Raw genomic sequence first — 24,436 nt, 5'->3', positions numbered from 1 at the left:
CTCAGGCGAAGCTCTGGATCACGACGCCGCGCGCCGTGAGTTCCCGGTGGATGCGCTCGGCCATGGCGACCGCCCCGGGGGTGTCGCCGTGGACGCAGATGCTCCCGGCGTTCACGGGCAGCACGGTGCCGTCGACGGCCCGGACCGTGCCGTCCACCAGGCGGAACACGTGGTCCAGGATCCGGTCGATGTCGTGCAGCACGGCGTCAGGGTCGCTGCGGGGGACGAGGGTGCCGTCGGGCCGGTAGGCGCGGTCGGCGAACGCCTCGGCCACGGTGCGGAGCCCGGCCTCGGCGGCGATCCGCTCGACCGCGGAGCCGGGCAGCACCAGAAGGGGCAGTGCCGGGTCGACGGCGAGGACCGCGTCGACGACGGCCCGCGCCTGGGCCTCGTGGTGCACGATCGTGTTGTAGAGGGCGCCATGCGGTTTCACGTACCGGACGGCGGTGCCCTCGGCGCGCGCGAGGGCCTGGAGCGCGCCGATCTGGTAGATCACGTCGTCGCGGAGCTCCCCCGCGTCCATGTCGATGAAGCGGCGCCCGAAGCCCGCCAGGTCGCGATAGCCGGGGTGGGCCCCGACGGTCGTCCCGGTGCGCACGGCCGCGCGCACGGTGGCGCGGATGCCCACCGGGTCTCCGGCGTGGAAACCGCACGCGACATTGGCGCTGGAGACGTTGGCCAGGATGGCGGCGTCGTCCCCGAAGGTCCAGTTCCCGAAGGACTCCCCGACGTCGCTGTTGAGGTCGATCACGCTCACGCGGTCACGCTCCGCAGGCGACCGATCGACTCCCGGGCGTCCCACGCGAAGCTCGCGAGCCAGTGCGTGGACATGAAGTCGCCGCTCTGCAGGCCGTGCATCCCGGCCTTGAACAACGGCTCGACGGCGGCGTCCAGCACCGCGCGCAGGTCCTGCGGCGTGCCGGGCCGGGCGCCGGGCCGGGCTTCAGACACGGCGTCCAGCGCCGCGACCACCCGAGCGAGCTGCCCCGCCCGCGTGAGGTTCAGGCCGTGCAGGTGGACCATGTAACCGTCGCTCTCATCGGCCACCCCCACGGTGGCGAGCATGCGCGACTCCGCGGTCAGCCCAGGTAGGAACCCCTCCAGCCAGGCGGCGAACTCGTCGGCGGGGAGCACGCGCTGGAGGAGATCGGCCTCGCTGAGCCCGGCGGAGAGGAAGTCCTGCCCGCTCAGCTCCCATTCGGTGGCCCAGGCCCGGTCCTCGCCGAACCAGCGGACGGCGGCCCGTTCGCAAGCCTCCGCGGCGTCCTCGCGACCGAGGTCCCGGAACGCGGTCAGGAGGTAGGACAGCCCGAAGGCCGCGTTGGTGTGCAGGCCGTGCCGCACCGGGTGCTCGACGGTCGCGGTCCACGCCTGGACCAGCTCGGACACCACGTCCACGCAGCCGTCCAGGTTGCGGCCCCAGGCGGCGATCTCCGGGTCCTGGGAGGCGTGGCAGGCCGCGGCCAGGCGCACGAGCCAGGCCCAGCCGTACGGGCGTTCCCAGCTGGGGTTGGCTCGGAGGTAGTCCGCCTCGACGGCGAGCTTCGCGGCGGTGAGGTTCGCGCCCAGGGCGGCGCGGAGGGCGTCGGCCGTGCCGGCGTCGAGGTCCGCCTCGCCCCGCAGCGCGGCGTCGAGCACGCTGACGCCCAGCCAGTGCATGTGCACGCAGGAGTGCCAGTCGAAGGAGGTGTGGAACGCCGGGTGGAGCTCGGCGGGCGTGTGCAGATCGGTCTCGGAGCGCTCCACGTGGTGCGAGGCGTAGGGGTACGGACGGCCCAGATTGTCCAGGACGACGTCGGCGCAGTGCTGGGCGGCGCCCGGGAAGAAGGTGTCGGTCATGAGGGTTCCTTTCTAGAACGCCAGGAAGTACATGAGGCCGATGTTGACCACCAGCAACGGCAGAGCGGTTCCGATCTGCGCCGTGATCACACCGTAGCGGTTCTTCATCTCGAGCAGCGCGGCCGGGACCAGGTTGAAGTTCGCGGCCATGGGGGTGCACAGCGTGCCGCAGAAGCCCGCGAGCATGCCGATGGCGAAGACGATCGCCGGATTGCCGTGGAACTGCTGGATCAGCACGGGCCAGCCGATCGCCGCGGTCATGATCGGGAAGGCCGCGAAGCCGTTGCCCATCAGCACCGTGAACAGGAACATGCCCACGCAATACACCGTCACAGCGGCCAGCAGCGACCCCTTCGGGAGGATGGACGCCGTCAGGGTTCCGACCGCCGTCCCGACGCCCGCTTTGGTGAACAGGATGCCGAGGGTCGAGAGCATCTGCGGCAGGAGCGCCGCCCAGCCGATGGATTCCAGGATCCGGCGGCTCTCCAGCAGCGGCGCGAGCTTGTTGCGGGGCTTCAGGATCACGACGGCGGCGGCCGCGGCCACGATCGCGCCGATGGTCAGTGCCACGAGGGTGGTGTTCTTGGGGTCCAGGATCGGAGTGCCGCCGATGACGAGGACCGGCGCCGCGAGCACGAGGGCCACGGTGACCACCGGAAGCAGGAGTGCCGGGATGAAGAGCTTGTTCCCGAAACGGGCGGCGTAGGCGACGCGCTCAGCCGGGGTGGACGACTTCGCCTTGCCGTCCGAGAGCTGACCGCTGGAGGCGAGTCCGACGAGCACCAGGACCGCCACGCCCAGGATCCACGCGGGAGCCTTCCCGGCCTGGACCCAGGTGCCGTAGAAGAAGCAGAGCCCGAGGATGCCCCAGAACAGCGAGCTGCCGATGCGGTGCCGGTGGCCGGTGTCCCGCGCGATGAGGGAGGCCCAGGCGATGAAGAGGGCTCCGATGAACCAGTAGACGGCTTCGACGTTGATCATGCGGCGCTCCCGGCCTCGACGGTGACGGTCTTCCCGGTGAGACGGGCGTATTCGCGGTCCAGCTGACGGTCCAGGCGGAGGAGCCGGAAGCCGTGGATGAGGAAGGCGGCGATCGCGGTCGGGATGGCCCAGAGCGCGAGTTCGAGCGGTTCGAGCTGCAGATGGTACGTGGTGTCCACGAAGGTGGTGATCAGCAGGATCGACCCGACGGCCACGAAGACGTCCTCGCCGAAGAAGACGCCGACGTTGTCCGCCGCGGCGGAGTGGCCCTTGATGCGTTCCTTGAGCTTCTCCGGAACCGTGCCGTAACGGCGCATCGCGGCGCCCTCGGCCATCGGGTAGACGAGCGGCCGGACGGCCTGCGCGTGCCCGCCGATGCTCGTCAGCCCGACGGCGGCGGTCACCTGGCGGATGGCCAGGTACGCCAGGAGGACGCGGCCGGCCGTGAGACGGGCGAGCTTGGAGATCAGGTTCTTGGCCTGCTCCTGGAGCCCGAAGTATTCGATGATGCCGATGACCGGGAGCACGGCCGCGAAGACCGTGACGGAACGGCTGCTGGCGAAGCCGGAACCGAAGGCCTCCAAGATCTGCAAGGGGTTCATACCGCCCAGGAGCGCGGTGACGATCCCGGCGACGGTGACGACGATGAGGGGGTTGAGGCGAACGGCGAATCCGATGATCACCAGCAGCACCCCGATGAGTACGAGCATGCGAGTCCATTCCACGGGGACCGACCGGTCCAGGAGCTGTCCGTGGCGCCCATCACGAGGCCACGTGACTCACATCATAGAACTTTGTTCAACAATCCAGCAAGGCTTTGTTCAACAATCCGGGGATGGTGACGGACGTGGCGGGGCGAGCGTCGGTGGGTCTGGCGGGTGGGTCTCGCGGGTGTGGCGGCCCCGGAAACGCCGAAACCGTGAGTTTCCGTCGAAACCGCGCGTTAAACACACTGTTTCGACGGAAACCCACGGTTTCACGAATGACGAACGGCCAGACGAGCCATAGCGATGGAGCCACGAGCGATGCGGCCGGGTCCACCCCTGCCGAGTTCGGGGGTTCGTTCCGAGAACACCGCCTGCAACCCGCGAAGCCGGAACGAACCCCCGAACTCGACGGACGAGCACCGCCAAAGCCACTCCGAGTCGCGAAGCCACTCCGGACCGCGCTCCCGCCACCCCCGACGGCCCAGAAACGCCGAAACCGCGAGTTTCCGTCGAAACCGCGCGTTAAACACACTGTTTCGACGGAAACTCGCGGTTTCACAAATGACGGCCGGCAAGACGAGCCACAGCGACTGAGCCAGGCAACCTGCACCGGCCCCACCTTGCCGAGTTCGTGGTTTCGAGGCGAGTTCGTGGAGATGGTCCACGAACTCAACCGAAACCTACGAACTCGGGCTGGGGAATCCTCAGGGACCCGCCTAACCCGCCTACCCCGCCTGCACCGGGCTGAAGCGGAACGTGCGCACCGAGAACGGCGACAGGGACAGCGCGACGCCGGCCTCCGCCGTCGTCGCGCCCGCCTCGCCACCGGAGCCGGAGCCGGCAGCCTCCAGTGCCGGGGCGTCCGGGAGCTCGTCCTCGATCAGGCTGACCTCGCGGCCGGCGCCGAATGCCGGGTCGACATGCAGCACGGCGTTCGCGCGGCGGCCCTGCGGCTCGTAGACGCGGACCACCAGGTCGCCGGAACGGTCGTGGGCGAGCTTCACCGAGGAGACGAGCACGCCGTCGCCGTCGACCCGCACGAGAGACTCGACCGGGGCGGCGCCGGACCGCGAACGGACCGGGCTGTTCAGGTGGATGCCCTCACGGGTCGCCACCAGGGCGTCCGCCCCGATCACGAGGCCGTACGAGTGCTGGTGCACGCCCTGATCGGTCTCCGGGTCCGGGAACCGCGGGGCCCGCAGGAGGGAGAGGCGCAGGGTGGTGGTCACCCCGGCGTCGTCGTCGGCGTCGCGGGTCATGTCGAAGCCGTAGCTGGACTCCGTCACCAGGGCCGCGCCGAAGCCGGGCTCCTCCGCCAGCACGAAGCGGTGCATGGAGGTCTCGAACTTCGCCGCCTCCCAGCTCGTGTTGGTGTGCGTGACGCGCTTGTTGAAGCCGAACTGCGTCTCCGCGGCCGTGTGCTCCGCGCGGACGTCCAGCGGGAAGGACACCTTGAGGAACTTCTCGGCCTCGTGCCAGTCGGTCTCCTGATCGATGCGCAGCGTCCGCGCATCGGCGGCCAGGCGCAGCACCTGACGGACCCGGGATCCGGAGAATTCGCGCTCGATCACGACCCGCGCCTCGTCCTCGTCGCCCTCCACGGAGAACGACGACAGCGAGCGCAGCTCGGTCACGCGGTTGCGGTAGTACCGGTCCACGTCCCAGGCGTCCCACATGTTCGGGAAGTCCTGGTGCAGCTGGAGCACGTTCGCCTCGGCGCCCGCGGGGATCGCGTCCCGGCCGCTGGCCAGGTCCACCGCGGAGACGATATGGCCCTCGCGGCTGATGACGACCTCCACCAGTCCGTTGCGGAGCACGACGCCGCGCGCCTCCTCGCTCACGGTGACCGGCTCCGCGCCCCGCGGGGCTGCCTCGGCGGCGCCCAGCGCGGGCACGCCGGAGCGGCCGAACGGCGCCGCGTTGAACGTGAGCTGCACGTCGCCGTCGCCGGCCAGGGCGTCCAGCGCGCGGCCGATCAGGGCCTCGGCCTCCTCCGTGAGGCGGCGGTAGGTCTCGACGGCCTCGCGGTGCACCCAGGCGATGGAGGTGCCGGGCAGGATGTCATGGAACTGGTGCAGCAGGAGGTCCTCCCACAGCGCGTTCAGCTCGTCGTAGGGGTACGCGTAGCCGGTGCGGGTCGCGGCCGTGGCGCTCCACAATTCGGCCTCCACCAGCAGGTGCTCAACGCGGCGGTTGCCCTGCTTGGTCTTGTGCTGGCTCGTGAGGGTGGCCCGGTGGAGTTCGAGGTACAGCTCACCGACCCAGACCGGCGGCTTGGGGAGCTCCTGGCGGGCGCGCTCGAAGTAGTCGTCCGGGTTCTCCCAGCGGACCGTGGCGCTGCCTTCCAGATCCGCGAGACGCCGGGCCTTGCCGGTCATCTCGCGGGTGGTGCCGCCACCACCGTCGCCCCAGCCGACCGGCGCGATCGACCCGGACGCGACGCGGGCCTCCCGGAACTGGCGGCTGGCGCGGGCCATCTCCTCGCCGGAGAGCTGCGCGTTGTAGGTGTCCATGGGCGGGAAGTGGCTGAAGACCCGGGAGCCGTCGATGCCTTCCCAGTTGAACGTGTGGTGCGGGAACTTGTTGACCTGGTTCCAGGAGATCTTCTGGGTGAAGAACCATTCGAAACCGGCACGGCGCATGAGCTGCGGCAGGGCCGGCGAGTACCCGAAGCTGTCCGGCAGCCACACCCCGCGGCAGGCCGCGCCGAACTCGTCCCGGAAGAACGACTGGCCGTACAGGAACTGGCGGGACAGGGCCTCGCCGCTGGGCATGACCGTGTCCGACTCGACCCACATGCCGCCCAGCGGCACGAAACGTCCCTCGGCGACGGCGGCCTTGACCTTGGCGTACACCTCGGGGCGGTGGACCTTGAGCCACTTGTACTGCTGGGCGCTCGACATGCCGTACCGGAAGTCCGGGTCCTGACCGATCAGCTCGGTCATGGAGGAGCTGGTGCGGGCCACCTTGCGGATGGTCTCGCGCAGCGGCCAGAGCCAGGCGGAGTCGATGTGGGCGTGTCCGATGGCGGAGACGTGGTGGGCACTGGCCTCGGCGGGACGCTCGAGCAGTGGCGCGAGGACCTCACGGGCCTCCCCCGCGGTCTCGGCGATGCGCTGGAGGTCGACCCGGTCCAGGGCGTCGTCCAGGCCCTGGAGGATGCGCATCCGGCGCGGCGAGGACTCCGGCAGCTCGGCCTGGAGTTCGAACAGGACTTCCAGGTCCAGGCACAGTTCGTGGACCTCGCGGTTGAACACGGCCAGGTCCATGCGGCGCGTCGTGTAGAGCTTCTTCGGCGAGGAGGTGCGGATGTCGCCCTCCTGCGTGGGAAGGAAGGGGTGGTAGTCGAGGAGGACCGGGTTGGACGCGGCCTCGATGAAGAGCTCCACGGATTCCCCGCCCTCCGCCTCGTCGGCCACCAGGACCCACTGGTTGCGCGGGTTGAGCGACTTCAGCGGCTCGCCCTCGGGCGTGTAGACCAGGCCTTCACACTGGAAGCCCGTCATGTTCACATCGAAGCCGAGGTCCACCACCATCTCGACACGGCGCCCGGACCAGGCCTCGGGGATCCGGCCCTGCAGACGGAACCAGGTGGTGCCCCAGGCGGCGCCCCACGGGGTCCCCACCTGGTACGGCGAGTACTCGAGGGCGAGACCCTCGGCGGGGGCGATCGGCTCGCCCGGCAGTTCGTGCCAGGCGACGTCCAGCGCCACGCTCTCCTCGTAGACGGCGGGATACAGCCGTTCGGCCAGAACCCGCTTGACCCGTCCGGTGGTCAGGTTGATGTCGTCATGCATGGATGTGCTCGTGTCCTCACGTCTGGTGTCAGGTGGCTTGGTAGGTCAACGGCTCGCAAAGGGCGAGACTAGCAGCGCTTTCCGGGGTTTCGCTAGCGATTTGCGGTAATTGCCCCGGGAGCGGATGCGCCGGTCTCCAGGACCGTGGTGATGCGCCGGGCGGCGAGCGCGGCCGGGTCCTGACCACGGGAGGCCAGGAGGACCTGCGGGCCCTGTCCGGTGGCCGCGGCGGCGTCGAGCCACGCACGGTGGAACGCCCCTCCGGGTGCGCAGCTCGCGCGGTAGCCCTCGGCGGTGTCGTCGAGGACCAGCGCGACGCCGGAGGGCTCGACGGCGGGCACGGCACCGCCCGCGGCGACGCTCGCGTCCGCCCCGGCCGCCCGGAACTCGGCCACGAGCGCGGCGAAACGCTCCCCCGTGGGCTTCAGCACGCCGTCGTGGGTGAAGAGGCCCAGGTCGTACTCGACCTCCGGGAAGTCGGCGAGTGCCCGCGAGACGTCATGCGAGCACCACCAAGTCACCCCCATCAGGCCGGGCACGGTGGCCGCGTGGCGGATCGTGGCCTCCAGGAAATCCGGGGCCGACTCGCGCGGGATCACCGTGGTCGGGGCGCCGACCTCCTGGAGCCACACCGGACGGTTCGCGTCCTGGTGCCACGCGGCGGCGAGCCGCAGGAGGTATTCGGCGTGGCGGACGGAACCGTCGTGAAGGGGTCCGAAGGTCTGAGCGGCGCCGTTGAAGACCCACGAGTGCACCACCGTGGCGTCCCCGAACTCCACGGCGTGGCGGGGCTCGAAGGGCTGGCGGTCGTCGTACCAGGACGCGTCGTACATGGCATTCGTGACGAAGGGGTTCCCGTGCGCGCGGGCGCCCGCCACGAGGGTCTCCAGCCAGGCCGACGCCTGCTCCGGGGTCACGGGATGGGCGTCCGGGTGGATGGGCGGGGCGAACTGGTTGAGCTCGTTGCCCAGGGTGATGCCCATGATGTTGGGGCGTCCCTCGAGGCGGCGGGCGAACTCGGCCGCCAGATCCGCCTCGGCCCGCACCACGTCCGGGTCCATGAACAGGTTCCGCCGGTGCCACGTGGTGATCCACGCCGGCAGGAAGTCATAGCTGGAGAGGTGCCCCTGGAGCACGTCCAGGTTCACGTCCAGGCCGAACTCCGCGGCGACATCCACCACGGTCATCACGTCATCCAGCGCGGTCTGGCTGATCAGGCTCCTGTTCGGCTGCACCACGGGCCAGAGCGGGAAGATGCGGATGTGGTCCACGCCGAGCGTGGCGATCTGCCCCAGGTCCCGGCGCACGTCCTCCTCCCGGAGATGCTGCCAGGAGTGGAACCACCCCGACGCCGGTGTGTAGTTGACCCCGAATCGCACGGAATTGTCCTCCTGAAATCGTTGATGAATGGTCTCAGCCCTTGACGCCGCCTTCTTCGACGCCCTTGAAGAAGAATCTCTGCAGGACGCCGAAGACCACGGCGATGGGGATGAAGGCGATCATGGTGCCGGCCGCGATGAGCCGCATGTCATTGGTGAAGGTGCCGGAGAGGTACTGCAGCCCGATGGTGAGGGTGAAGTTCTCGGGGGTGGTGAGAACGATCAGCGGCCAGAGGAAATCATCCCAGGCGCCGATGAAGGAGAAGATCGCCACGACGGCGATGGTGCCGTAGACGGACGGCAGCGCCACCCTGATGAGCCGCTGCCAGGCGTTGGCGCCGTCCACCACGGCCGCCTCCTCGATCTCCGTGGGGAGCTGGCGGAAGGCGTTGAACATGAGGAGCACGTTCAGCACGCTGACCATGCCGGGCAGCGCCACACCGAGCAGCGTGTCCGCGAGGCCCAGGTCCCGCACGGTGACGTACTGGGAGATGATCGTGGCTTCGGCCGGCAGGATGAGCGTGATCATGAACAGGCCCAGGACCCACTTCTTGAAGCGGAAGGACAGCCGGGCCAGCGCGTAGCCGGCGGCCGTGGAGAAGACCACGTTGCCCACCACGGCCACCGCGGCCACGAAGAGCGAGTTGCCGATGTACCGCCACACGTCGATCGCCTGGAACACCCGGACGTAGTTGCCGAGCGTGGGCTGCTGCGGGAGGAGGCTCAGGTTCTCCGTGTAGATGTCCTCGGTGCTGCTGCGCAAGGACGTGGACAGCTGCCACAGGAAGGGTCCGACCGTCACGAACAGGACGAAGATCAGCGCCGCGTAGCGCCAGAATTTCTCGGCGGCGGAGGGCTCGCCGAAGGTGCGGGAACGACGGCGGCGGGCCGGCGGCGTCGCGCCTTCCAGTGCGTGGTCCGGTGCGGAGGGCCGCAGTTCAGTGGCGCTCATTTGTCCCCCTTCGAGTTCAGGCGGGCCAGGACCAGCATGGGGATCAGCGTCAGCAGGAAGAGCAGGATGCTCAGGGCCGAGGCGTAGCCGAGGTTGCCGGTGAAGCCGCGGGCGTACTGCTGGATGAGCATGACCATGGTGAGGTCCTCACCGCCGGGTCCGCCCTTGCCGCCCGTGAGGATGAAGACTTCCGAGAACACCCGCAGCGCGCTGATGGCCACGAGCACGGCGACCAGGCCCATGGCGCCCCGGACGCCCGGGACGGTGACGCTCCAGAAGCGGCGGACCGCGCCCGCGCCGTCGATCGCGGCGGCTTCGTGCAGTTCCTTGCCGACGTTCCCGAGGGCCGCCAGGTACACGATCATGTAGTAGCCCAGGCCCTTCCAGACGGTCAGGCTGATGGCGGAGATGATGACGAGCCAGCGGTCGGTGAGGAACGGGATCGGCTCGGTGACCACGTGGAGGGCCTGCGCCAGGTTGTTGACGGCGCCGCGCGAGTCGAGCAGCCAGCTCCACATGAGACCGACCACGACGGCGGACGCGATCACCGGCGTGTAGAACGCGGTGCGGAAGAAGGCGATGCCCTTGAGCGGCTTCTCCACGAGGATCGCGAGGAGGAGCGGGAGCAGGGTCAGCAGGGGCACGCAGATGACCATGTAGACCACGCTGTTGAGCAGCGCGTTCATGACCTGGTCGTCTTCGAGGATCTGCTGGAAGTTCTGGACGCCGACGTAGCGTTCCTTGCCGCCCAGCGGCTTGGCGTTGGTGAACGCCATGCGGATGGTGTTCAGGGACGGCCAGACGTTGAACACCAGGAGCCAGAGCAGCGCCGGCGCCACGAGGATCCACGGGGTGAACCACTTGTTGGTGCGGACCCGGGTGCCCACCGGGGGTTTCGCCGGGCTCTTCACCGGGCGCGAGATGGTGGTCGACGCCATGGACGTCTCCTTTCAGCTGACGAACGGGGTGGGCCGCCGGGACCGGCGGCCCACCCGCTCAGGAACGGCTCACTTCTGCTGCTTGAGCAGCTGATTCGCCTTGTCCTGAGCCTTCTGCAGGGCTTCCTTGCCCGAGATGTCGCCCTTCACGGCGAGGGCCACCTGCTGCTTGAAGTAGTCGTCCATGGCGGAGTTCCACTGCACCGGGTTCAGGACCTTGCCTTCCTTGAGGCTGTTGAACGCCAGGACGCGGGCCTTGCCCGCCTCGGTGCCGTCCTCCTTGGAGTAGAACGGGTCCTCGGAGGAGCCGGTGGAGGACGGGAAGGTGTTGGTGAGCTTGGCGAACGCGTTCTGGTTCTCCGCGTTGGTCATGAACTTGGCGAACGCCTTGGCGGTGGCCAGGTGCTTGCTCTTCGCGGAGACGGAGAGACCCTGCGGGTAGAGCGGCGGGGTGTCGAGCGCCTTGTTCTCGGTGAACTTGCCCTTCAGGCTGGGGTTGTCCCGCACGAAGTCGAGGGCGCCGGAGGAGCCGGCCGTGGTCCAGGCGACCTTCTGCTGGGTGAACAGCTTGGCGTTGCCCTGGTAGTTGTTGTTGAGGATCGACGGCGGCATGTAGCCGGCCTTGTAGGCGTCGCGGTACTTGTCGATCACCTTGGCGGCGTCGTCCGTGGCGAAGGTGAACTGGGTGCCGTCGTCGTTGATGACCTTCTGACCGGTGGCCGTGAGAGCGTTCAGGCCGGGCAGGGTGCTGATGAGGAACTTGTCCGGGCACTTGTCGTGCATGGTCTTGGCCTGGGTGAACAGCTCGTCGCGGCTGGAGGGCAGCTTGGCCGGGTCCAGTCCGCACTGGGAGAGCTGGTCCGTGTTCCAGTAGTTCACATCGGTCTGGAGGTACCAGGGGTAGGCGTAGGTGCCGTCGATGCCCGGGAACTTGTACGCGTCGAGCGCTCCCTGGACGTAGCTCTGGGAGAGGTCGTCACCTTGGGAGAGGTCCTGCAGCACGCCCTGCTGAGCCAGCGGGTAGGCGAAGTCGTTCGGGAGGTTCACGACGTCCGGGAGGGAGTTGGAGGCGGCCTGGCTGAGGACCTTCTCCGAATAGCCGTCACCGGGCTGGTCGAGGAGCTTGACCTTGGCCTTCGGGTTGGCCTTCTCGAAGTCTGCGATCACCTTGTTCAGGTAGTCGCTGAACTTGGGAGTCAGGGACCAGGTCTGGAGCGTGATTTCGCCTTCGATGGCGTCGCTCTGCTGGTCGGAGCCCTGGCTTCCGCCCGAACAGGCCGTCATGCCGAGCGCGGCCGAGAGCAGGAGGGCGGCTCCCGCCATCAGCTTCTTCGTGGTCTTCTTCTGGTGCATCGTGCGACTCCTTTGTTGCAAGGCTGGGGGGTCCCTGGCGCGTCCACTGTGTCGCACGTCTCCCCGTCACTGAAGTGAAGCCAGACTTCCAAACTAAACCGATATAGTCAAGACCTCCCGACGGCGTATGATCCTTGCTATGAACCACCCGAAGCGCGCCACGATCAGCGAAATCGCAGCCCGCGCGGGCGTCTCGAAGGGCGCCGTCTCGTTCGCGCTCAACGGGCGGCCCGGCGTCAGCGAGGAGACCAGGACGCGAGTTCAGGCCATCGCCGATGAGCTGAACTGGAAGCCCAATCGGGCCGCTCGCGCGCTCGGCCAGTCGCAGGCCGGGGCCATCGGATTCGTCCTGAACCGCTCCGCCCGCATCCTCGGCACGGAGACGTTCTTCCCCCAGCTGCTCTCCGGGATGCAGCTGGGCCTCAGCGGCAGCCACACCGCCCTCCACATGATGGTGGTGGGCAGCGTCGAGGAGGAGATGGAGGCGTACCGGGAGTGGTGGCAGTCCCGGATCGTGGACGGCGTGATCATGGTGGATCCCCGCGTGGACGACCCCCGGCTCGAGGTCCTGGAACACCTCGGACTGCCCGCGGTGCAGGTCGCGGGTCACCCCTCCCAGACGGCGGCCATCCCGGCGGTCTGGGCCGACGACCGCGCCGCCACGGACACCCTGGTCCGGTATCTGCACGGGCTGGGGCACCGGCGGATCGCCTACGTGGCCGGGCCCGAGGAATTGGAGCACACCCAGCTCCGCCGCCAGGAGTTCTCCGCGAGCGCCGAGGCGCTGGGACTGGATGCCTCGCAGAGCGTCATCAGCGGCTATGAGGCCGACGACGCCGCCCGGGTCACGCGGGAGCTGCTGGCCCGGTCCGCACGGCCCACCGCGGTCATGTACGACACGGACGTCATGGCGATGGCCAGCCTCCGCGCGGCCCAGGGGCTCGGGCTCCGGGTGCCGGACGAGCTCTCCATCGTCTCCTTCGAGGATTCGCTCCTGGTCCAGCTCGGCAATCCGCCCATCACCTCGCTGACCCGCGACACCGTGGCCTTCGGGACCCTCGCCGTCAAGACGCTGCTGGAGCACATCGCCGCCGAGACCCCCGTGCCCAGCATCGAGGGAGCCCAGCCCCGCCTGAGCATCCGCGAGAGCTCGGGGCCGGCGCCGGCGTCGTCGTAGAGGGTGAGTCGCGGCGCTGACCTCGCTGCCGAGGGCCCTGAACCCGGCTCAACTCGCTAGGCAAGGGCTGACCTCGCTGTCCCGGGTAGCGAGATCGGCCCTTTCCCAGCGAGTTCAGCGAACCGCCACCGGCTCCACGGCGGGGCGGAAGCGCACCCACGCGCGAGTAGTCAGCAGCGCGAACAGCACCCGGACCGCCAGGAGCAGCGCCCAGAACTGCACCGCGTCGCCGGCCATCTGCCGCAGGAAGACCAGCCCCGCCGAGGCGACAAGTCCGTACGAGACGAAGAGTCCCACCAGTCCGGCTTTCGGACCGGCCGTCATCTTCAGTGCCCCGTAGAGGACGCCCGCGAAGGGTTCCACGAGAAACTGCGCCACGATCAGGAGTGACAGGGCCCAGCTCCCCGCGACGGGCCGGCCCAGCAGCCCGACGGCGACGATCACCAGGCAGATCGGGACCACGATGGCCCACGTCGAGACGGCGAGCACGCCCAGGGAGGCGGCCTTCCCGTCGTCGGACGGAACCAGGCCCGAGATCCGCATCCGCCCATACGTCAGCCCCACTTGCTTCAGGGGAACCACCACCATACGGGCGACCCCGACCGCCAGCGCGATCTCGGCGCCCGTCTGCACCGAGATCGACGTCGCGATCATCTGGACCAGGAGGAAGACCGTCATGAACACGGCGCCGTCGATCGCGCCGGCCAAGCGTTCGACGATCCGTCCGGCGGAGAAGTCGAAGCGCAGGTCCCAAGGAACGACTCTGAATTTCCGGGACAGTCGGGTCAGCCGGATCAGGAGGACGGCCACACTGATGAAGGACTGGGACAGCCCGAACGCCATCAATGCCGTGGACGGCGATCCGGAGAGCTGGAAACAGAGTGCCGCAGCACCGACCGAACAGAGCCCCACGGCCACTGAGGAGAAGAGGTTCTCGCGGCTCCGATCCACGAACTGGTAGGCGCCGTTCATCACCGCGAAGTAGGGGGTGACCAGCAAAGACAGCGACTGGGAGAGGAAGTAGCTCCAAACGATCCAGGAATGCTCCTCCGGGATGCTGCGGGAGTAGATGAGGATGAAGACCGCGGACAGCAGCAGGCTGGACACCGCGAACGAATTGGCGAGCCGCCAATTGGACTGCAAGGCCTTCGACAGAGCCACACGAGCCGCCTCAGGATCGCCGGATGCCGCCGCGGACTGCTTACGAGCCCGCACCAGATCCCGCACGGTGCAGATGGAGACCCCCACGGTCGCCACGAAGGCGAGTCCGGTGAGGGACGAGGTGAGTCCCAGCAGTGCGGTGACCGACGGAGTGCCGGCCGCGTGGCTGATCGTGAGCACCACCAGGCTCGTCAGCTGGGGAACCAGGCCCGAGAGGATCAGGGGAAAAGCCCGGACAAGGACGGCGCTGGAGGTTCGGAACAGGGAGTTCACCGGCGTGCGACTCCCCCAAGCCATGCGGTTCCGCCGCCTTTCCGATCATCGCCGTCGAGCGGAGCCGCGTGCAGGGCCCGCCCCGGCCCGGAGTGCCTCGCCATCCGCGACGGGTCATCCCCGGGGTTGACTGCAGTCAAGCATGGTGCGGTGGGGCTGTCCAGGGCCTGGACGACGACGGCGGCGGGCGCCCCGGTGGGGTCGAAGTGGCACCAGGGCCGCACTCACCCTCTGCTGAGTTCGCTATGGATGGTGTGAGTCCGCTACATCGTGTAGCGGACTCACACCATCCATAGCGGACTCAGCGAGACCGACCACCCCCACGAGCCCCGGCAGGTCCGGAAAGCGTTCGGACAGGAGAGACCACGCGGTAGTTTGGGGGTGTGCCGCGGCCTGCGGGCCTGCACTGCTCACCTCGCTCACGAACCGGGAGACATCATGTCCAGGCATCAGGAAGCCCTGCCGACGCGCTCCCTCGTCGCGGCGGACGCCGTGCTCGCCGTGCTGCGCGCCGGCATCGCGGGGTGCGCGGTGGCGCTGGGCATTCTGCTTCTCACGATGCTGGTGGCGAGCCTGACGGTTCGGGGTTCGGGAATGGATTCGCGCGCCCTGGGCATCGTCGCGGTGAGCTCGATCGGGATCGCGGCGCTCATCCTCCTGTACGGGGTCGCGCTGGTCCCTGAGCGCCTGGCCAAGGGCCGCTTCTATGCCGGGCTGAATCCGAGAGACCCCGGCTTCCCGGGTGCCGTGGCGGTCCGGGGACAGGTCTCGGACCCGTACCTCCCCGCCGTGTGGAGCGCCGTCGGGCTGGGCTCTTTGGCCGTGCTGGCTTTGATTCCCTGCGTCGTCCTCGCGGCCGGCGAGGCCGGACGCCTCGACAACCCGGACCACAGCGCCGCCTTCACCGGCTGGGCCGTCGCGTCCGGGGTGCTGCTCGCCGTCGTCGCGCTGTGCACGGTGGCGTGCTTCGTGCTCGCGGCGAGGAACCGGCGCTGGGCTCAGGAGATGGCGCCGGCCCTGCCGAAGAGTGCCCTGGGTGATCGCGGACCGGCGGTCCGCATCACCACGAAAGAACAGCGCCGGAGGGCACGCCGGGCCTGGACCGCGCACGATTGGTTCCAGCAGGCGGGTGGCTCACTGACGATGATCGGGGCGGTGCTCGTGTTCGCGGGCGTGTACCTGCACCAGCCCGGGCTGTACGCGGACAAGATCAGTTTCGAGGAGCCCGTCGAGCAGGTGATCGGCGGGATCGCCCTGGCCGGCGGTCTGATCGTCGCCGTGGGACTGGTGCTGGGTGCCGTCACCGGCGGCCTCGACCTGGCCCGTGCGTTCGGGGCGATCCGCACCGCGGCACCGGAGAGCGCGAGTCCGCGGCAGCGGCGGATCGCCCGCACGGCCACCGCCCACGTGCTCGACGCCGGCGACGCCGCGCTGCGTCTCTGGACCGTCGGGGCGGTGCTGGCCGGAGGCTGGGTGCTGGGAGGCGGCGAGCTGAGCGGGGCGGCGGTCCTGGCCGTCCTGTGGGCTGCCCTCGGCGTCGCGCTGGTGTGGATGCGGGTGGTCCTCGAGGCCAAGGCGCCGTGGCTGCGCAATCGCCTCGGCTATCAGCTCCCCTCCGAACCGGACGACAGCGAATATCCGAACCTCACGGTGTACGGCTAGGGCCTGCGCTGGGTTCCAGGCCCTCAGGTCACCGCATCCCTCAGCTGGAACTCCGGAGACCTCCACAGTTCCTCGTCCAGCACCCGGCGCAGGACCTCCACCGCATCCCAGATGTCCACGTGGCGCAGGTACAACGGGGTGATCCCGAAGCGCAGCACCTCGGGTTCGCGGTAGTCCCCCACCACCCTCTGGGCGATCAGCGCCTTCATGACGGCGTAGCCTTCGGGGTGCCGGAACGAGACGTGGCTTCCGCGCCGTTGCTCCACCCGCGGGGTGATCAGGGTCAGCGGATGCCCAGAAAGCCGCTGTTCCACCAGATCGATGAAGAGCGACGTGAGCGCCAGCGACTTCCGGCGTAGTTCCTCCTGGTCGACACGGAGCGCCAGGTCCACGCCCACCTCCATGGTCGCCAGGGACGGAATCGGCTGGGTGCCCACCAGGAATCGGCTAATGCCGACGGCCGGCGCATACTCCGGAGCCATCCTGAACGGCTCCGCATGACCCCACCAGCCCGTCAACGGCGATTCCGCCCGGGTCAGATGCCGCGCGGCGACCCACAGGAACGCGGGCGAACCGGGCCCTCCGTTGAGGTACTTGTAGGTGCACCCGACGGCGAAGTCGGCGCCGGAGTCCGCCACGGAGAGCGGGACGGCGCCCACGGAATGGCACAGATCCCACACCGCGAGCGCGCCCGCCTCGTGGATGCGCGCCGTCGTCGCCCGCATGTCCCAGAGCGCGCCGCTCCGGTAGTTGACCTGCGTGAGGAGCACGACGGCGACGTCGGGTCCCAGCGCACCGTCCAGGTCGTCCGGCCCGTCGATCAGCCGCAGCTCGTAGCCCTTGTCCAGGACGTCGATGAGGCCCGAGACGATGTACAGGTCCGTGGGGAAGTTCTCCCGCTCGGACACGATCACGCGACGCTCGGGTGCATCCACCGCTTGCAGCCTGAGCGCCGCGCCGAGCACCTTGTAGAGGTTCACCGAGGTGGTGTCGGTGGCGACGCAGCCGCCGTCCCCGCCGCCGATCAGACGGCCGATCTTCTCCCCGATCCGGGAGGGAAGCCCGAACCAGTGGTTCTTGTTCCAGCTGCCGATCAGATCGGTGCCCCATTCGTCCTTCAGCACGGCGGAACAGCGTTCGGCGGCGCCCCGGGGCAGGACACCCAGCGAGTTGCCGTCGAGATAGATCAGCTCTTGCGGCAGGTCGAACTCGTCGCGGAAGGACGCCAGAGGGTCCGCGCGATCCGCCTGCTCACAGTCCGCCCGGGTGATCTCGCCGGTCCCTGCACGCCCCACAGCCACTCCATTCCTGGTGAGAATCCTGGCGCGAACCACGTCCGCCCTGGATCTCGGATTCATCATGTACGCACCAATTCTCGCGATCTTCCGGGATCACTTCTAGAATTTCGGACAGAATTCAGAACTCGTTCCCAAGGGCGTTTCACTGTCGAATCCCTGCTCTGATGAAAGGCGGTTCCGTGAACCGAATTCAGCTCTCCTCGGCGGACCGCAGGATTCTCGCCGAACTCAGCCGTGACGGGCGACTGTCCAATAAGGAGCTCGCCGCCCGGGTAGGACTTCCACGGTCGACGTGCCACGGCCGCGTGCGGGCTCTCGAAGAGGCGGGCGTCATCCGCGGCTACCACGCGGACATCGACCCGGAGGCGGTCGGGACCAGTGTCGAGGCCATGATCTTCGTCAGTGTGCACAGCACGGTCCGCAACCGCCTGCCGGTCGTCGCAAACCGCCTCCGTTCGATTCCGGGCGTTCAGCGCATCTATCTGATCGGTGGAGACCACGATTTCGTGCTCCACATCGCCTGCGAGAGCGTGCCAGCCCTCCGCGACTTCATCAAGTTCCACCTCGGCTCCGACCCGGACCTCGGCCGGACGGAGACCCAGATCATCTTCGAGCAGCATCCGGGGACTTCCACGGTTCCGGGGCTCGCGGGCTGACGGGGGCTCCTGGTCCTGACGACCCCTCGCGGGAACGGCCCTCCCTGAGTCCGCTGTCGGAGGCGTGAGTCCGCTACATCGTGCAGCGGAGTCACGCCCTGGACGGCGGATTCGTCGGGTCCCCGACTCCCGACCCCCTACGCCAGCACCTCCAGCTGCACGAGCCGCAGCGGACTCAGCGCCGTGAAGCGCACGGCGTTGAAGAGCGCGGCCCGGCCGGCGCCGTCGTCGTGCGGGCGGAAGGGGCGGAGCTGCCCGGCCCGCTGGAAGAACTCCTCCTCGCGGTGGTCCAGGAGGTGCCATTCGCCCGCGACGTCGAGGGCCTCCAACCGCCAGGAGGCCTCCTGCGGCTGGTCGAGGGTCACCGTGTAGAGCCCGGGCAGCCCGGATGCGGCCGTGAGCGGGGCGAACACCGTCTCCCCGGCGGCAAGGTCCACCGGCCGGGCGCCCCGGTCGTCCGTGACGGTTCCCTCGGCAACGGCCAGGAGGTCGCGCCACGGCTGGTCCGGCAGCACCAGACCGGGCACCGCGGCGCCGAGGATCTCGTGGGGCGTCTCGCCGCTCAGGGACCACGGCCGGGAGTCCGCCGCCCAGCCGCGCGGCACGTCGGAGAGCACGAACTCGAGATGGCCGCCACCCGCCAGCAGGCTCCGCGGGATGTCGATCCGCTGCCAGGGCTGCCCGTTGAAGCCGACCGATTCGATGTACGGCTTCCCGGCGCCCTCCGCCGTGATGACGAGCTCCGCCCCGCCGAGCGGCCGCAGCACCGCCCTCGGCGCGAGCGGCGGCGTCAGGATCAGCCGTCCGGATCCTGGCACGAGCGGGTACAGCCCCAGGCTGGCGAGCAGGTGCCAGCCGGACATCTCGCCGTTGTCCTCGTCCCCCGGGAAGCCCTGGCCGATCTCGGAACCGCTGAAGAGCCGGTCCCGCGCGGCGGTGACGATGCGGTGCGCGGCGTCGTGCCGGCCGGCGAAGCAGTACATGTACGGGATGTGATGCGCCGGCTGATTGGACAGCCCCAGCATGCCCATCCGGACGTCGCGGGCCTCGGTCTGTTCGTGGATCACGAAGCCGTAGGAGCCGCACAACTCCTCCGCCGCGGTCTCCGGGCGGGCGAAGAAGGCGTCCAGCGCGACGCTCAGACCGTCCTCGCCGCCGTGCAGTGCCGCGAGACCGGCCCCGTCGTGCGGTGCGTTGAATGCCGTGCCCCAGCCGTTCGTCTCGGTGTAGTCGAAACCCCACACATCGGGGTCGTAGGCGGCCTCGGTGACGCGCCACGCGCCGTCGGGCGTCCTGCCGAGGAAGAATCCGAGCTCGCGGTGGAACACGTTCCGGTATCCCAGCGCGCGACGCGCGAAGTACTCGGCCTCCGTCACCAGGCGGTCGCGACGCGGGCCGTCGTCCTCCTGCTCCGCGAGCCAACCCGCCAGGACGGCGGCGCCCCAGTCGTTGATGGCGTTGTCGAGCGTCCAGGAGAGGCCCTCGTGGACGTCCGTGGAGATGAACCCGCGGAACCGGCCGTCGCTCAGGCCCTTGCGCCCGACCTCCGGCCGTGGCGCGGGCACCGTGGCGTTGACCAGGGCTGATTCATAGGCGGCCGCCACGTCCCAGTCAGTAACGCCGGAGGTCACGAGGTCCGCGAAGACGGTGTCGGTCGTGGTCCCGGTCATCGAGTCCACGGGGCCCGGCGCACTCCACCGGCTCGTCCACCCGGAGTCCCGGAAGTGCTGCACGAAGCTGTCCGCCAAGAGCGCGGCCCGGTCCGGCGAGAGCAGCCCGAGCAGAGGCCAGCACGTCCGATAGGTATCCCAGAAGCCGTTGTTCGCGCCGAAGACGCCGGGACGCACCTGGCCATCCACGGGACTGCGGTAGACCCGGCGCCCGTCCGCGGTCTGCTCGTCATGCCGGTTCGGGTACAGGAACAGGCGGTACAGGTCCGAGAACAGCGCGCGTTCCTGCTCCGCCGAGACGCCCTCCACCGCGAGGACGCCCAGGGACTCCCGCCAGGCGGCCTCCGCCGCGGCGAGCATCGCGTCGTAATCGCCGGCGGTGCGCAGATTCTCCGCCGCCTGCTCGGCGCTGACAGTTGAGATGCCCACCAGCACCTCGACGACGACGGCGCCGTCCCCCGCGAGCCGCACGTGCCCACCCAGCCGGCCTCCGGCGCCGTGGGCGTCCACCACGGTGTCGGCACCCGCCGCCGCGTCCCCCGTGAGGAACGCCGAGGAACCGGCCGGGAAGCGGACGTGGACGTGGTGCGGGAGGCGGCCGGGGCCGTCGTCGAGGGTCAGCTCCAGCACGGAGGCGCCCTCCTCCTGGCGGAACACGACGTCCTGCGCGCCGCCGAGGTGGTCCACGATCAGGGAGCGGACGGGGGTGTCCGCGGCGAAGCGGAGGCCCAGCGCGAACTCGCCCGCGGTCATGGCGGCGCGCAGGCCGTTGTCGAAGGTGACCCGGTATTCGTGGGCGCGGGGCTCTTCAGCGGCGTGGCTGAAGGTCATGGCACGGGCCCGGCGGTCCGGATCCGGATCCGCGTCGAGGCTCGGCATGAGCTCGAAGACGCCGCGGTCGCCGATCCACGGACTCGGCAGATGGGACGTGGCGAACGCCTGGAGCGCCGGGCGGTTCTCCGGGGGCACGTTGTGGGCATGGTAGGCGTAGGGCCAGTTCCCGGCCGAGGCGTCCGTCATGGGCAGGCCGAAGACGCCGCCGTGCGGGAGGCCCACCAGCGGCGCGGTGTTGCCGCGGGAGAAGCGATCGCTCGAATGGCTGCCGCGCGTGGTGAGGACGCGGTCCAGGATCTCACCGCCCGGCTCGTCACGGGTCCGGAGGTGCAGGCCGTCCAGCCAGACCGTGCTGGTCTCGGGCGCGAGGAGCCGGAACAGGACCCGTCGGATGCGGCGGCCGGCGAACGCGTCGAGGGGCACCACCTGGCGATTCCACTGGTCCACCGCGTGGCGCAGGGACGCCCCCTGCGCGCACGGCAGCATCGGGGTTCCCGCGCTGTCCGGGGCCAGAACCGCGGAGAGGGTGCCGCCGTCGTCGAACTCCAGATCGAGAGCGAAGGCCGTGGCGGTCCAGCGCGTGGCGAAGGTCGGCCCGGCCTCCGGGAACCAGTCGTAGACGAGCTCCTCGCCCGCCCGGACGACGTGACCGGCCAGCGGTCCGGCGTCGATCTCGCGGGGCGGGACCGATTCGGACCCCGCCTGCTCCGGAGCCTCCCGGTTGCGGCGAGGCTGACCTGATCCGGGCAGCTCCTGACCGTGGAGCGCGCGCGCAGCCGGCGACTCGAGCCCGACGCCGGGGAGGGAGTTGTATGTGCGTTCCGGGCCCGAGGGTGCCGAGGGAGAGACCATGCCCAGATGCTATCGAGGCCACGACTAAACCGCTATATCGCGGAGTTTAGCGGGGTCAACCTCTTGACTATAACGGTTTAGTCATCAAGAGTTTCTCCCACTGGGGTTCCCGGCCGACGTCGACCGGGACCAGTGATGCAAGACCCTTCATCCCTCACGGATCACCCTTCCTACCGGATCGACCTAAGGACTTGTCCATGACGACACCCAGCAACACCCCCCAGCACTCCCCCTTCCCCCGCCGCGCACTGCTGCGCGGCCTGGGCGGGGCCGCACTCCTCGGAGCCGCCGGGCTCGGCGGCGCGACGGCGGCCGGCGCGGCCACCGGAGCCACCACCGCCGGACGGATCAAGAGCGTGGCCTACATCGAGGTCAACAGCAACAGCATCAGCAACGTCGGCCGCTACACCCTGGCCGGCTCCGGAGCCAACGCCTTCGACCTGGCCGTGATCTTCGCCGCCAACATCAACTACGACGGAACCAACGCCGTCTTCTACTGCAACCCGCAGGTCCAGGCGGTGCTGGACAACGCGGCCACCACCATCCGGCCGCTCCAGCAGAAGGGCATCAAGGTCATCCTGTCCGTGCTCGGCAACCACCAGGGCGCCGGCTTCGCCAACTTCCCGGACGAAGCGGCCGCGGACCGGTTCGCGGCGAGCCTCGCCGACACCGTGACGCGCTACGGCCTGGACGGCATCGACTTCGACGACGAGTGGGCCGAGTACGGCAAGAACGGCACGTCCCAGCCGAACGACTGGTCCTTCGTGTACCTGGTGAAGTCCCTCCGGAAGCGCCTGCCGGACAAGCTCATCACCTTCTACAACATCGGCCCGGCCGCGGATCACCTGTCCTACGGCGGCCTCCGCGTGGGCGACATGGTGGACTACGCCTGGAACCCGTACTACGGCAGCTACGACGCTCCCGTCATCGACGGCATGGGCCCGTCGAAGCTCGGCGCCGCGGCGGTGGATCTCAACAACACGTCCACAAGCACCATGAAATCCTTCGCCCAGCGAACCAAGACCGACGGGTACGGGGTGTACGTCACCTACGACCTGCGGGCCGGGAACTACTCCTCGGTGATCTCATCGTTCACCCGGGAGCTGTACGGCAGCGCCGCGGTCTACTCCTGATCCACCCCCCATCAGGAGAGTGACCCGCCTCCTCATCGACTGCTCCACAGGATGTCATTCGAGGCCCCTAAAGGGCTCAAACACGACATCTGCGGAGCAGTCGATGCTGGGGCGTCAGAAGCGTTCGTCCACCACGCGCAGCGCGAGGTCCGGGCGGTCGGTCACGAGACCGTCGACGCCGAGATCCAGCAGGCGGCGCATGTCCGCCTCGTCGTTCACGGTCCAGACGTGCACCTGCTTGCCCAGCGCGTGAGCACGTTCCACGAAGTCCTGAGTGACCACGGGGACCTTGCCGAAGTTCTCGGGCACCTGGAAGGCGTCCACATCGGACACCAGGGACGCGGCGATCTTCTCCGGCAGGAAGCGGCCCAGCAGGAACGCGGCCGTCGTCGCCTGCCCCGCCGAGCCGGCGACCGGCCACGCCACACGGCTCGTGACGGCCTTGCGGCTGCCATCGGAGAACGAGGCCACCAGGACGCGGTCCTGCAGGTTCTTCTCCTCGATGAGCGCGGCGAGCGGCTGGGCCGCGGCGGCGTCCTTCACGTCGATGTTGAACCGCGCCTGGGGCAGGAGATCCACCACATCGGCCAGCCGTGCCACGGGCACCCTGCCGCGGACCTTGGCCTGGCGGATCTCCTCCCAGCTCAGACGTTCGACGGCGCCGGTCCGGTCCGTGATGCGGTCCAGGATGGGGTCGTGGAAGCAGATGATCTCGCCGTCGGCGGTCAGGCGGACGTCCGTCTCAAGATGCGCGACGCCGAGCTCCTGGGCGGCGCGGAAGGACTCGAGGGTGTTCTCCAGCCCCTCGAGCCGGACCCCGTCCAGCGCGCCACGGCAGTAGCCCCGGTGCGCGAGGACCAGGGGTTTGCCCGCCCCGCGAGGATTCGCGAAGTATTCCTTGGTGGTCATGCTTCTCCTCCCGTGGATGCCGTGATCGGCATATCTCCTGAGGTGCCGGCGGCCCGGACCCGGATCCCACCCAGCTTCGACTCGATGACCTGCGCCACGCCGTCGTCCGCCAGGGACGGCGCGCGGAAGGAGGTGGAGGCGAGCGCCTCGGGGTGGCCGCCGGTCATGGCGTAGCCCTCGCCGGCCCAGGCGAGCATCTGGACATCATTGGGCATGTCGCCGAACGCGACGACCTCGGAGGCGTCGATCCCAAGGGAGGCGGCGTAGCGCTCCAGGGTATGGGCCTTCGTGATGCCGGGCGCGGAGATCTCCAGGAGACAGAAACGCGGATCCGAGTGGGTCACGTGGGCCAGCGGCCCCACGGCCTCGACCACGAGCGCATGGAACTCCTCGGCGCTCAGGACGGGCGAGACCGCCAGGAACTTCACCACCCGGTCCTCCGCGCCGAGGCTCTCCTCCAACGGCGCGAACTCCAGCTCCGCCAGGCGGGACCCTGCGTGAGCCCGGTGGAAGCCTTCCTCCACCCGCAGACCCGTCACGCACTCGGCCGCGAAACCGGCTTCGGGATGCAGTTCCTGGATGATCCCGCGAAGCTGCAGCACCTGCTCCCGCAGGAGGGCGTCGGCGCTCACGAGTTCGCCGCCGGCCATGTCCCAGACCACCGCGCCGTTCGAGCAGATGACCGTGCCGTCATGACCGAGCTGTTCGGCCAGTGGCCCCAGCCAGCGCGGCGGGCGGCCGGTCACGAAGACCACCTGGACCCCCGCTTCCCGTGCCGCCGCGAAGGCGTTCCGGGTGCGCGTGCTGATGACGCCGTCGTGCCCCATGATGGTGCCGTCGACGTCGCTGGCCACCAGCCGCATGG

Annotated in this window: 18 protein-coding genes; 4 read left to right on the top strand and 14 right to left on the bottom strand. The window is 69.3% G+C overall.

Annotated elements, in window-relative coordinates; genetic code table 11:
* Position 1: 1 nt before the first annotated feature.
* From P9849_RS00305 to P9849_RS00265, 9 genes are all read right to left on the bottom strand, one after another.
* The gene (locus P9849_RS00305; RefSeq protein WP_278267770.1) at positions 2 to 757 is read right to left on the bottom strand and encodes a 5-oxoprolinase subunit PxpA; all 756 of its coding nucleotides are present in this window, start codon (positions 755 to 757) and stop codon (positions 2 to 4) included.
* Positions 754 to 1,839 carry a DUF2891 family protein gene (locus P9849_RS00300; protein WP_278267769.1) on the bottom strand — a complete coding sequence of 362 codons (1,086 nt, stop codon included), beginning with the start codon at positions 1,837 to 1,839 and terminating at the stop codon, positions 754 to 756. Before P9849_RS00300 ends, P9849_RS00305 begins: the two co-directional genes overlap by 4 nt.
* 12 nt (positions 1,840 to 1,851) lie before the next feature.
* Positions 1,852 to 2,820, bottom strand: a complete 969-nt coding sequence (locus P9849_RS00295) for a DUF979 domain-containing protein (RefSeq protein WP_066213414.1) — start codon at positions 2,818 to 2,820, stop codon at positions 1,852 to 1,854.
* Positions 2,817 to 3,530: a DUF969 domain-containing protein gene (locus P9849_RS00290; protein ID WP_066213417.1), complete on the bottom strand. Its 714-nt coding sequence runs from the start codon at positions 3,528 to 3,530 to the stop codon at positions 2,817 to 2,819. Before P9849_RS00290 ends, P9849_RS00295 begins: the two co-directional genes overlap by 4 nt.
* A gap of 722 nt (positions 3,531 to 4,252) precedes the next feature.
* On the bottom strand, positions 4,253 to 7,324 hold the full coding sequence (locus P9849_RS00285) for a glycoside hydrolase family 38 C-terminal domain-containing protein (RefSeq protein WP_278267768.1): 3,072 nt from the start codon (positions 7,322 to 7,324) through the stop codon (positions 4,253 to 4,255).
* 92 nt (positions 7,325 to 7,416) lie between these two features.
* The gene (locus P9849_RS00280; RefSeq protein ID WP_278267767.1) at positions 7,417 to 8,703 is read right to left on the bottom strand and encodes a glycosyl hydrolase; all 1,287 of its coding nucleotides are present in this window, start codon (positions 8,701 to 8,703) and stop codon (positions 7,417 to 7,419) included.
* 34 nt (positions 8,704 to 8,737) lie between these two features.
* A complete protein-coding gene (locus P9849_RS00275) occupies positions 8,738 to 9,655 on the bottom strand; it encodes a carbohydrate ABC transporter permease (RefSeq protein ID WP_278267766.1) in 918 nt (305 codons plus the stop codon).
* Entirely contained in the window at positions 9,652 to 10,593 is a 942-nt protein-coding gene (locus tag P9849_RS00270) for a sugar ABC transporter permease (RefSeq protein ID WP_278267765.1), read from the bottom strand. Before P9849_RS00270 ends, P9849_RS00275 begins: the two co-directional genes overlap by 4 nt.
* A gap of 69 nt (positions 10,594 to 10,662) precedes the next feature.
* Complete coding sequence (locus P9849_RS00265; RefSeq protein WP_278267764.1) at positions 10,663 to 11,946, bottom strand: sugar ABC transporter substrate-binding protein; 1,284 nt, start codon at positions 11,944 to 11,946, stop codon at positions 10,663 to 10,665.
* A 139-nt stretch (positions 11,947 to 12,085) separates the two neighbouring features.
* Here P9849_RS00265 and P9849_RS00260 point away from each other — a divergent pair, with 139 nt between their 5' ends.
* Entirely contained in the window at positions 12,086 to 13,123 is a 1,038-nt protein-coding gene (locus tag P9849_RS00260) for a LacI family DNA-binding transcriptional regulator (RefSeq protein WP_278267763.1), read from the top strand.
* A gap of 114 nt (positions 13,124 to 13,237) precedes the next feature.
* Here the strand turns inward: P9849_RS00260 and P9849_RS00255 are convergent, their stop codons facing one another.
* The gene (locus P9849_RS00255) at positions 13,238 to 14,557 is read right to left on the bottom strand and encodes a hypothetical protein (RefSeq protein ID WP_278267762.1); all 1,320 of its coding nucleotides are present in this window, start codon (positions 14,555 to 14,557) and stop codon (positions 13,238 to 13,240) included.
* A gap of 438 nt (positions 14,558 to 14,995) precedes the next feature.
* On the opposite strand from P9849_RS00255, the gene P9849_RS00250 reads away from it, so the two are divergent.
* A complete protein-coding gene (locus P9849_RS00250) occupies positions 14,996 to 16,219 on the top strand; it encodes a hypothetical protein (RefSeq protein WP_278267761.1) in 1,224 nt (407 codons plus the stop codon).
* A gap of 23 nt (positions 16,220 to 16,242) precedes the next feature.
* On the opposite strand, the gene kynU is transcribed toward P9849_RS00250, so the two are convergent.
* On the bottom strand, positions 16,243 to 17,514 hold the full coding sequence (gene kynU, locus P9849_RS00245; RefSeq protein ID WP_278267760.1) for a kynureninase: 1,272 nt from the start codon (positions 17,512 to 17,514) through the stop codon (positions 16,243 to 16,245).
* A gap of 182 nt (positions 17,515 to 17,696) precedes the next feature.
* Here kynU and P9849_RS00240 point away from each other — a divergent pair, with 182 nt between their 5' ends.
* Positions 17,697 to 18,173: an Lrp/AsnC family transcriptional regulator gene (locus tag P9849_RS00240; protein ID WP_278267759.1), complete on the top strand. Its 477-nt coding sequence runs from the start codon at positions 17,697 to 17,699 to the stop codon at positions 18,171 to 18,173.
* A gap of 137 nt (positions 18,174 to 18,310) precedes the next feature.
* On the opposite strand, the gene P9849_RS00235 is transcribed toward P9849_RS00240, so the two are convergent.
* Positions 18,311 to 21,529, bottom strand: coding sequence for a GH92 family glycosyl hydrolase (locus P9849_RS00235; protein ID WP_278267758.1), 3,219 nt, complete (start codon positions 21,527 to 21,529; stop codon positions 18,311 to 18,313).
* 197 nt (positions 21,530 to 21,726) lie between these two features.
* Between P9849_RS00235 and P9849_RS00230 the strand changes: the two genes are divergently transcribed.
* A complete protein-coding gene (locus tag P9849_RS00230) occupies positions 21,727 to 22,662 on the top strand; it encodes an endo-beta-N-acetylglucosaminidase H (protein ID WP_278267757.1) in 936 nt (311 codons plus the stop codon).
* Positions 22,663 to 22,776: 114 nt separating this feature from the next.
* On the opposite strand, the gene P9849_RS00225 is transcribed toward P9849_RS00230, so the two are convergent.
* Both P9849_RS00225 and P9849_RS00220 read right to left on the bottom strand, forming a co-directional pair.
* Positions 22,777 to 23,571: a glycerophosphodiester phosphodiesterase family protein gene (locus P9849_RS00225; protein WP_278267756.1), complete on the bottom strand. Its 795-nt coding sequence runs from the start codon at positions 23,569 to 23,571 to the stop codon at positions 22,777 to 22,779.
* Entirely contained in the window at positions 23,568 to 24,434 is an 867-nt protein-coding gene (locus P9849_RS00220; protein ID WP_278269184.1) for an HAD-IIB family hydrolase, read from the bottom strand. The genes P9849_RS00225 and P9849_RS00220 overlap by 4 nt, the downstream gene beginning before the upstream one ends.
* Positions 24,435 to 24,436 lie beyond the last annotated feature (2 nt).

The sequence above is a fragment of the Arthrobacter sp. Y-9 genome, from assembly GCF_029690065.1.
Taxonomy (GTDB): Bacteria; Actinomycetota; Actinomycetes; order Actinomycetales; family Micrococcaceae; genus Arthrobacter_E.
Note: the sequence above shows the minus strand (reverse complement) of the source record. Positions and strands in the feature narration are given on the sequence as shown.